At 65.9% G+C, this 9,196-nt stretch carries 9 protein-coding genes and 2 pseudogenes; all 11 read right to left on the reverse strand.

Annotated elements, in window-relative coordinates; translation table 11 throughout:
- Positions 1 to 2,087 (reverse strand): replicative DNA helicase (gene dnaB / locus F0Q45_RS21800; protein WP_149655908.1); only part of this gene is annotated, 2,087 nt, incomplete at its 3' end.
- A gap of 424 nt (positions 2,088 to 2,511) precedes the next feature.
- Positions 2,512 to 2,793, reverse strand: coding sequence for a hypothetical protein (locus F0Q45_RS21805; protein WP_149655909.1), 282 nt, complete (start codon positions 2,791 to 2,793; stop codon positions 2,512 to 2,514).
- Positions 2,793 to 3,059 carry a hypothetical protein gene (locus tag F0Q45_RS21810; protein ID WP_149655910.1) on the reverse strand — a complete coding sequence of 89 codons (267 nt, stop codon included), beginning with the start codon at positions 3,057 to 3,059 and terminating at the stop codon, positions 2,793 to 2,795. Before F0Q45_RS21810 ends, F0Q45_RS21805 begins: the two co-directional genes overlap by 1 nt.
- Positions 3,056 to 3,394, reverse strand: a complete 339-nt coding sequence (locus F0Q45_RS21815) for a hypothetical protein (RefSeq protein ID WP_149655911.1) — start codon at positions 3,392 to 3,394, stop codon at positions 3,056 to 3,058. Before F0Q45_RS21815 ends, F0Q45_RS21810 begins: the two co-directional genes overlap by 4 nt.
- Complete coding sequence (locus tag F0Q45_RS21820) at positions 3,391 to 4,125, reverse strand: hypothetical protein (protein WP_149655912.1); 735 nt, start codon at positions 4,123 to 4,125, stop codon at positions 3,391 to 3,393. Before F0Q45_RS21820 ends, F0Q45_RS21815 begins: the two co-directional genes overlap by 4 nt.
- A 98-nt stretch (positions 4,126 to 4,223) precedes the next feature.
- Positions 4,224 to 4,496: pseudogene (locus F0Q45_RS21825) on the reverse strand (WhiB family transcriptional regulator); the annotation flags it as partial.
- 557 nt (positions 4,497 to 5,053) lie between these two features.
- On the reverse strand, positions 5,054 to 6,073 hold the full coding sequence (locus F0Q45_RS21830) for a hypothetical protein (protein WP_149655913.1): 1,020 nt from the start codon (positions 6,071 to 6,073) through the stop codon (positions 5,054 to 5,056).
- Between the two features lie 247 nt (positions 6,074 to 6,320).
- A complete protein-coding gene (locus F0Q45_RS21835) occupies positions 6,321 to 6,737 on the reverse strand; it encodes a helix-turn-helix domain-containing protein (RefSeq protein WP_149655914.1) in 417 nt (138 codons plus the stop codon).
- A 65-nt stretch (positions 6,738 to 6,802) separates the two neighbouring features.
- A complete protein-coding gene (locus tag F0Q45_RS21840) occupies positions 6,803 to 7,168 on the reverse strand; it encodes a hypothetical protein (RefSeq protein ID WP_149655915.1) in 366 nt (121 codons plus the stop codon).
- 43 nt (positions 7,169 to 7,211) lie between these two features.
- Complete coding sequence (locus tag F0Q45_RS21845) at positions 7,212 to 8,063, reverse strand: ParA family protein (protein WP_149655916.1); 852 nt, start codon at positions 8,061 to 8,063, stop codon at positions 7,212 to 7,214.
- A gap of 461 nt (positions 8,064 to 8,524) precedes the next feature.
- Positions 8,525 to 9,196: pseudogene (locus F0Q45_RS28010) on the reverse strand (hypothetical protein); the annotation flags it as partial.

Here is a 9,196-nt window from a genome sequence, read left to right on the forward strand (position 1 = left end):
TAACCGTCGCGCGCCATGTTGGCGAACTTGCTGAGGTGGAGTTGGCTGGCGACAGTTATCGTCTTCGTGGGACCGGCCCTGTGCTTTCCGATGATGATCTCTGCTTCGCCGGCTTGGGGGTGATCCCGCTCGAAGGCGTCGGGCCGGTGCAAAAGCATCACGACGTCGCTATCCTGCTCGATGCTGCCCGACTCACGAAGGTCAGAAATCATGGGCCGCTTGTCCATTCGCTGTTCCGGGCCTCGGTTGAGCTGACTGATCGCCACCACCGGTACGTCGAGTTCCTTCGCCAAGAGCTTGAGGGTCCGGGAGAACTCCGAGACCTCTTGCTGTCGGGTTTCGAATCGCTTCCCTGATGTCATCAGCTGCATGTAGTCTACGACGACCAATCGCAGGTCGGTCTTTTGAGCGAGACGACGGGCCTTGGCGCGGATCTCCATCATCGTCAGGTTGGGTGAGTCGTCGATGAAAAGCGGGGCCTCGCTGATGTCGCTCATCTTCTTGGCCAGCCGCGTCCAGTCGTCGTCGCTCATCCGCCCTGAGCGCATGTTGGCCAGCTTGACCTTGGCCTCGGCCGACAGCAGCCGCATCACGATCTCGGACTTGCTCATCTCCAAGCTGAAGATGACGCTGGCCATCCGATGCCTGATGGAGCACGATCGCATGAAATCCAGTGCCAGCGTGGAGTTGTGGGTCGGCACCATGCCACTGCCGGCAAGGTAGAGATGATCGTGGTTGTCCACCTGAACGCACCGTACCGCGACGCTGTGCCGACTACGCACGGCGACCACGGTTCGATCACCGGCCACTACGTGGATCGGTGTGCCGGGCCAATCAGGAGCCACGACGTAGCCCAGCGTATGCAGCAGATCGACGGCCAGGGTGCGGTCTTCGGAGCGCCGCCACCGCGCCATGAGCGTGAAGCTGTCCCCCAGACCGCCGCTGACATGGCTGGCGTCCAATAGCCCGCGCAGCATGGCGCGCCGCTGACGCAAAGACCCCCGCAGGTAGCGCCGTACAACGGTGTCATGGCCGCACAGTTCGACGTCGGTATCTCCCGCCAGCCCCCGGCCCACGGTGTAGGGGTCATCACGCAGTTCGCCCACCTCGGGCAGCGTGACGGCTACGGCGGTCGGGATCGCCGCACCGGGTTGCAGGTGGGCGGTGATCACCGTCCCAAGGCGCGTCGGCCACTGGTGCTGTCCGTCGGCGGTGATCACCGTGCCGTCGGAGAATTCGACGTCGTAGCAAGGCCTGCCGTAAAGCACGGCTGTCGCGGCGATAACGCGTGTGGGTTGTCCGTCGGCGCCGAGTAGTTCGTCACCGACCTTGACCTCACCCATCGTGGTCCAGCCGCCCGGTGTGGGCAGAATCGTGTTGAGCGCCAGCGCTTTGCCGACACCGGGTCGTGCAGCGACGGTAATCATCTGTCCGGGGTGCAGGCCGTTGGTCAGTTCGTCGAGCTCGATGAACCCAGTGGGCACTCCCCGGGCAAGTCCACCGTGGGTTGCCAGATCGTCGAGTTGGTCCAGGGTTGGCTGCAGCAGGTCGGCCAGCGCCACGTAATCATCGCGACGGTCCCGGTTGGTGACGTCGTAGATCTCGGCCTGGGCCCGGTCTACCACATCAGCAACCTCAGCTCCCTCGGCGCCGGCGTAGCCATACTGCACCACGCGGGTTCCGGCTTCGACCAGGCGGCGCAACACGGCCTTCTCGGCGACGATGCGCGCGTAGTAGGCGGCATTGGCTGCGGTGGGCACGATAGCCAGCAGCGTGTGCAGATAGGGCCCACCGCCGACGCGGCGCAAGGTGCTCTGGCGCTCGAGTTCGGCGGCGACGGTGACAGCGTCTGCGGGTTCACCCCGCCCGAACAGATCCAAGATGGCGTCAAAGATGATCTGGTGCCGCGGTTTATAGAAGTCGCCGGGCGCAAGGATTTCCAGGACGTCGGCGATCGCGTCCTTGCTCATCATCATCGCGCCCAGCACGGACTGCTCAGCGCTTTCATCGTGTGGGGGCAGCCGGCCGAAATCGCTGTCGGTGGTGTCGCCGGCGAACTTCGCTGGGCGGCGTTCGACGGTGGTCACTTCAGCCCTCTCTTCCGCGTCGGCACTACCGGGGACGCGCTGCGCGCATACCCGTCACGCAGCTGACGGGCAGTGCCCGATCGATGTAGCTGTCATGCTCAGCGATGTGCGCCTGGGTCGGAGCAGGACCGCCGGCGGGGCGTGGGTGCTCGGCGAACGCATCTAAGCTGGTCTGACCCCGCCGCTCAGAATCGTTGGCGCAGTTGGGGATCACGCATACCGGGCCATTCCAGGCAAGCGGCTGGCCGCGGCCCGCTCGGGCAGCCGCCGGTGCAGTGGTACGCATTGTGCCTGCCTTCCCGTTCGCCTTCATCGGTTGAGTATCGCCATGGTTGAGCCGTTTCCGTCGCCGCCGCGCCAATGACAGCGACCTGCGAGGATGGCGTGTCCCCGGCGGGCCTTTTATGCGGCGACCGCCCGCGGGTTAGGCGGCCGCGCCCGCGCGCAGGACTCCGCGGAACCCCGACCGCATGACCAGACGGGCGCCGGCGCGTTGGTGCAGGTTGTGGCGCTCGTGCAAGACGATCACCACGAACTCGGGCAATGCTCCGGTGCCGTGGTTGACGCTGGTCTTCTTGGCCGTGGCAAAGAAAGCCACACGGTCGACTCGTTGTCGATCCAGTGGGCGCTGATAGGTGTGGTCGGCGAAGACGTCGGCGACGGGAGTCGTCAGGATGTGGGGATCGGCGGCAGGCGGTGCGGTCATCAGGATTGGCCTCCTTCGTGGCTGGACTTAGAGGTGGTGGCGATCGCCCAGGCGACGTGCCGGTGACCGGGCCGGACTAGCCGGCGGACCTTGCCGCGTCGTTGCAGGACGATGAGGTTGCGGTAGACGGTCTCGTTGACCAGGCCCGGCGCCCAAGGCTGGAGCAGTTGGCGCAGTTCTGCGGTGGTCAGGTCCCCACCAGCGTGCGCGAGGACATCGAGCACGTGTTTGCGCACCAGTTCTGGATCGAGGCGGTGCGCACTCATCGCGGCGTCGCGTGGTCGTCGCCGCGGTGGTTGAAGGCGGCGATCTGCGCGGCGGGCGGATGGGTGATAGCTGCGCATGCCGGGCACAGTGGCGCGCCTTCCTCAAAGAGGGCCGTCGGCGATCTCTGGATGAGCAGCACCCCGCATCGGGATCGTGGCGGCCGACCGAAGGCGATGTCGAGGAAGTGCTGCACCCGACCGACGCAGTGGATGACCTGGTCGCCGTCGTAGCGCCGGCACCGGCAGGTCTGCGGGGACTGCCAACGGCGCAGCGATCCGTGCAGGTAGTCGGGCACCCACGCGGTGGGAACGGTCAGGGCCGCCGGGAGTGTCATGACCGCTCCACGGCCACCGACCTGGCCGCCCACAGCGCGCGGTAGTCGAGGTTGGCTAGCAGGTGCAGGTCCTGGGTCTGCAGTGTCGGGATCATCCGGGCCAGCGCGGCCGCAGCGGTGCCGTCGTATTCCATGGCGGCCGGGAAGATCGCCCGTACGTCGCCGGGGATGTCGGCGACGAAGCCTCCCCCGGCGATGTCTTCCCCGAGATGGTTCACGCTCCAGCCGTATTCGGCGACCAGCCGCGCGATCAGCCACGCGGCCGCTCGGCCCCGGGTCGCGGGCTGCTCACTGGCCGCCAGCGTGGGTAGCGGATCGGTGCACCGCCAGTTGCGGTGATGGCGGTGCGGGGAGCCGACTTTCCCTTGCACCAGCCAGCACAACTGGGTGAGCCAGTCCTCGCCGGTTTCGGCGTCGTGCTGCCCCAGGCTTGCCACCAGACGGGCCAGTTCGAGCAACCTGCGCGCTGCAGCCCGGCTGGGAACCTGTTGGCGCGCTGTGCGATTCCCTCGCAGGTCCCAGCTCACGGTGACGGTGCGCCGCGCGGGGCTGTGGGCGGTGACGAAGGCGGTGGCGATGTGGGCGTCGAACTGCAGCCGCTTGGGATGCCATCCGAAGGTCGCCAGGTCCAAGACCGTCCAGTAGGCGTCGATCACCTCGATAGGCGGCTGGATCTCACCCAGTCCTGGGACCTGCTCACGGCCGGCGGACCGCTGGGCGGGGCGGGTCATCCTGCCAACCTCGCGTCCTGGTCGTAGTCGTCGACTGAGGCGGCGATCCCCGGAATGCGGTGCGGTTGGTCGATCTCGTCGACAGACCGGTCCGGGTCGATACCGCGCTTGAGGCGGCGGCGCTCACGCTCGGACAGACCGCCCCAGATGCCGAAGCGCTCGTCGTGGTCGAGCGCCCACTGCAGGCATTCTTTCTTGACCCGGCAGCGCAGGCAGATCTTCTTCGCGTCCTTGGTCGACCCGCCCTTGTCCGGGAAGAATGCCTCGGGGTCGGTCTGCGGGCACAGCGCCTGGCTGTACCACTGCTCATCCGACGGTCGTGGCTGCGCCTCCAGCATGGTGATCAGCTCGATCACTGCGGCTTCAGACATAGCATTTGCCTTCCCCAGGTCAGTCGCATATCGCGAGACTGGATGTGCAAATCCAACCAGTTACGATTTGCACATCGATAGGGTCAAGATTAGCTTTTGACTACGGCAAACGAGTTTCCCGCATAGAAGTAATTTTTCTCTAATGGTAAGTTATGGCGTTGGCGACGGTCCTCCGGCCGGCAACCATCTACCTGATTGCGTCGTGGTCTGCGACGACGGCATGTCCCTGGTGTTGGTGATCGATCGATGGTCACCGGCTGACGTGGTTCGCCGACGCGGCACCGCGTGGCCTGGGGCTCTGCCATTTGCCCTGGAGGGGGCTACCAGCTGGCCCGCCCCGAGATCAAGCCCGTCAAACAGTAGCGCGCCGCGTTGCGCAAACGCATGCAACCTTGTTCTCGGTGACGAAGTCCGCGAAGTCGACCGCAGCCTCCGATCAGCGGGACGACAACGCCGCTGTGAATCTCGCGCGGCGGGAGGATCGAACCGACCGTAATAGCGGGCCACGCACGGCAGGTGACGATGAAGCCCGCACGAGAATCACCCACCCGTAACGGCTATCGGGTGTGGAGATTTCCGCCGGGAGCGCCCACGTTGGCGTATACGTGCGCCATTGTCAGCAGGTCGGTGTTCAAGTCGCCTAAGGCGGCAGCGGCGAGCTCGTTTTCGGCCGCGGAACCCAACAGCGCGCTGCTGGCGGGTTCGATGCCCTCAGCGCCGGCCTGGCGTGCGCGCTGCTGCAGATCGTTCATCGTCGCGACGCACCGGTGCAGTACCAGCAGGCGGTTCAGGAGGGCGTCAGTCAGGTATCGCCGCTCCGCGCGCACCATGGTCCCAGTGAAGCCCTCAATGGCCACCAGCTGGTCCCCTGTGGCTGTCGCGGTTTCGTGGACATCGAGGCAGTACGCGGCGCGAGCGATTTGGAAGATCTCCTCGTCGGGGTCAAAGCGCCAGCGTAGGACGTCGACACCGGGCAGCGCCCAGGCGGGGCTGCCCACCAGGTCCGCGACGACGGCGATGCCTTCGAGCAGATACGCCCCACCCGAGGTGATCGGCCCCGCACCGGCCAGCGGATTCCAGTCCAGGACACGGCGGGCGGTGTTGACCTCACCGACTTGAGCCGCGCTCAGCCTCAACGGATCCCTGCGCGCCCAGACGAGCAGGCCAGTTACCGCAAGTGTCACCGCGGCGCTCGCCGCAGCCGCCCACCCGGCGAGGACGCCGATTCCGGCTCGGTCATCGCCGGCCCGGGCGCAGATGAGCGCCACGAGCACGAGCATCACCGTCGCGCCCGACCACCCAGCCGCGCTGCGCGCCGACGCCCAACGGGGCAGCCGACGTTCCCTCGGCCCCGCCGCGCCGAAGAGGTCGGCGGTGGGCATGCCGGCGGCCCGGCGCCGAGCGATCAGCTCGCCGGTGGGCGCACTCAGGTCTGCTTGACGCAACGACGCAACATGCTGTCCGCGCCACAGCCAGCCCGGGCCGGTAGTAATGCTGCGGCGATCCTGGGCCTGCCAAAATGCCAGCCGCATGCGGACGTGGGCTCGCAGTGCGTCGCGACCGCTGTCCACGTCCATGACCCCTCTCGCGGGTCCGAAAAGCCCAAATCCGCTGAAGAAAAAGCAAACTCCGACATGGGCACGTTGCCGCGCCGCTACCGGGAAACCTCTTGCCAAAGACCCCTGGGAAGCACCATGCCGGAGTTGCGAGCCTCAGTCTATTGCCTCGACGGCCTCGGATCGCCTGCCACGCAGGGGTCGCTTTTCACAACATCGCGGCCCGCCGTGGCGGCGTGACCGTCCGCCCGGCGCTGTCGTGAGTTTTCTATTCGGGTAAAAACTCCTCGGGCACGAAGTAGGTCGGGGGCACACCGAAAAGTTTGGCCAGTTCGTAGACGACGTCCAGGCGCGGCGGGGCCTCGCCGTGGAAGTAGCGGTAGATCTGGGTCTGTGAGACCGGCAGGTCCGGCGCTTGCTCCTTGAGCATCCGTTGAATCCGCAGGGGAGTCAGCTTGCGCACCCGGTCGGTGTCCAGCATGCGCACGTTCATGCTGGCAGCTAATTCCTGGAACCGCTTGGAGAAGTACTCGGTCGCAACGTGTGGAGGCTCGATCGCAGCTTTGACGAGCTGTTCGGCACGGATCAGCTCGTGAGTTACCGGATCCGGCTTCTCTTCAACAAACTCGCCTGTCAGGTCGTCCTTGGCCTCGACATCGGAAACATTGTCCATGTGGTTGGTCATCGGTCACCCAATTCTGCGTTTGATGCCACTCGGCCAATCCCCACCTGTATCACTTCTCGACCAGCCTATTCACTGGCCGACTCGGCGTCGGGGACGATCTGACCATGGGCCGGATCGGGCGCGACCGGCGGCGGAAGGACCCTGGCTACGCCGGGGATCACGACGCCGCGTCGCTCGAGGAACTCCTGGATCGCCAACGACGTCGCGTCGCCCTTGGGCAGTTCGTACTCGTCGATAAATGCAGCAAACGCGGTGTGCACCTGGGAGTTGATGTGCACGTTGAGCCCGGTCCGCTTGACTTTGCGGCTGCGCAGCTGCTCTAGGGCGGGATCGTGCGCCACGAAGTCGGCGACCGGGTTAGCGCCGAGACCCGGCTGCGGCGCCGCTGCGCCCGAGGGCACACCACGGACCCGCGCAGCATCTGCAGACACCGCACGACCGCGAGCACTGGGCAGAGGAATGGCACCGGATTCTTTAGCCATTGCGGATCAGTCCTTCCTCCGCCATCTGCAGTGCGACGCGCCGATAGTCCTCCGCGGCAGTGCAGTTCGGGTCATACACCGAGATTGGTTGGCTGTGCGCCTTGGCCTCGGTCACGCGGACCGTGCGCGAGATGTATCCCAGATACTCTTTGGGCCAAGCACTTTCGACCGCACGGCGAATCGCCTTGGTCGCCCGTGAGCCTCCCAAGTAATTCGTCAGCAACACGTGGCTGATCTTGATGCCGGGGTTGTTGAGTTCGACGTTTTCCACCGCGGCGTCCAACGCTCCCAACGCGCCCACTTCATCGGGCCCGGTTCCCACGGTGGCCAGCACCCAGGTCGCCGCCGAAAGCGCCGCAGAGGCAAGCTCGTTGAGGGTGGGCCGGCAGTCGATGATGATGAAGTCGTACGCAGGAAGAGTTTCTATTTCACGGCGCAGACGCATCTGCCCTCCGGGCCCCAGGCCCTTGTCGAGTTCGTCAAGCACCAGCCGTGAGGGCGCGACGTCGACCCCGTAGTCGGTTCCTTGGATGACGTCGTTGAGCGGGACCCGGCGATGCTTCTCTGGGTGCAAGACATTGAACATCGTCGGCGTCTGATCGTGCGCTTCGGGAACTTCCAGTCCCAAGCCCGTTGTCGAATTGCCCTGCGGGTCCAGGTCGATCAAAAGCACACGGATCGGGCGGGTCTCGTTCTCCGCCTCGTCGAACACCTGCAGCCGAGTAAGTTCGTAGCTCAGGTTCACCGAAGTGGTCGTCTTGCCCACTCCGCCCTTGATCATCGCAACCGCAATGACCACGGGCGGGGAATTCAGTGCCCGGACCAGCTTCGGAGTCTTTGGCATGCGCAAATCATAACCTTCCGGGACTGGGTGGATGCTTCTGCTGCGGTAAAAAACTTCCAGCGACCAGGGGGCAGACTGTTTTCGCAGGTCATAGCATAATTCACACACATTGTGCGCGACACGCGGTCAACTATTCACGAACAGTCGGGATAGTATTCACGGGTCACTCATGCCCACTGTGGACGCTGTGTGCGTAGTTCGTGCGTTCGATCGCTGATCTCCCCGGCCGCGCCCGCCCGCTGCCCTTAGACTTAGAACTTAGACCGCCGAGGTGAATGGTGGCATCCGAGCAGCCGGTGCCCAAACAGCACGTGGAGGCTTCCCGCTACCTCACGCTCGACGAGGAGAGCAAGGCCCACCACAACCGTCTGCGCGCGCGCCGGGCAGCTTCAGACCCCAGACCCCACCCGCCACCCTTCGTGGCGGGCGCTGTGCGTCGTAGCGGGCCCCGCTGGGCCGAATTACTCCGGTGGCGAGGGCCGGTAGTTACGCGGTGGCCGCCGCGGCGCCGGCGGCGGCGGCCCGGCAGAGCGTCGGCTGCGCGGAATGCGTTGTGGGGCGCCCATATCGCGGTGCCGGCCGGCACCGTTCGATCCCGCACCGGCCAGATCCGCGCCGTCGCGCGGGGACTCTAGAGGCGACGGAGCGGGCGGCTGCGCTGGCTCCGGCGCCGGCCTGCGGGCAGGTGCCGGGGCCGAGGCTGCGGGCCGCCGCGGTGTGCGGGTCAGCACGGGCGCGGTGGAAACCACCCGCCGCGGCGCTGGGATGTCGTCGTAACCCAGACCCAGGTAGCGGTCTTCTTCACGGGTCCGGATGGTCCATACGGTGATCGGGTCGGCATCGTTGATCGACACCTCCAGCACCTGGCCGGGGCCCTCGACGATAGTCATGTCCGCACCGCCGCCGACGGTGTCTGGTCCCAGCAGGCGCAGCACCGTGCGAGCGGGCACCATGGTCACGCTACGACCGTCGAAGACAGCGATATCGCAGGTGCGCGCACCGGCAGTGGCGTAGAAGAGTCGCTGGTTGTCGTTGACCGTGGCAACCAGCCCTTCCCAGCGCTGCCGGTCGTCGGTGTGAATGGCCACCACCGCGCCGGTGACCACCGCACGCAGCACCAGCTGCCGTGCCAC

The organism is Mycobacterium simiae (genome assembly GCF_008370645.1).
Classification (GTDB): Bacteria; Actinomycetota; Actinomycetes; order Mycobacteriales; family Mycobacteriaceae; genus Mycobacterium; species Mycobacterium simiae_A.

What these genes read in the sequence shown, in the direction of transcription:
- F0Q45_RS21820 (WP_149655912.1), bottom strand. Translation starts at nt 4,125, where the DNA reads ATGACCCGCCCCGCCCAGCGGTCCGCCGGCCGTGAGCAGGTCCCAGGA.
- F0Q45_RS21835 (WP_149655914.1), bottom strand. Translation starts at nt 6,737, where the DNA reads ATGACCAACCACATGGACAATGTTTCCGATGTCGAGGCCAAGGACGAC.
- F0Q45_RS21815 (WP_149655911.1), bottom strand. Translation starts at nt 3,394, where the DNA reads ATGACACTCCCGGCGGCCCTGACCGTTCCCACCGCGTGGGTGCCCGAC.
- F0Q45_RS21845 (WP_149655916.1), bottom strand. Translation starts at nt 8,063, where the DNA reads ATGCCAAAGACTCCGAAGCTGGTCCGGGCACTGAATTCCCCGCCCGTG.
- F0Q45_RS21810 (WP_149655910.1), bottom strand. Translation starts at nt 3,059, where the DNA reads ATGAGTGCGCACCGCCTCGATCCAGAACTGGTGCGCAAACACGTGCTC.
- F0Q45_RS21805 (WP_149655909.1), bottom strand. Translation starts at nt 2,793, where the DNA reads ATGACCGCACCGCCTGCCGCCGATCCCCACATCCTGACGACTCCCGTC.
- F0Q45_RS21830 (WP_149655913.1), bottom strand. Translation starts at nt 6,073, where the DNA reads ATGGACGTGGACAGCGGTCGCGACGCACTGCGAGCCCACGTCCGCATG.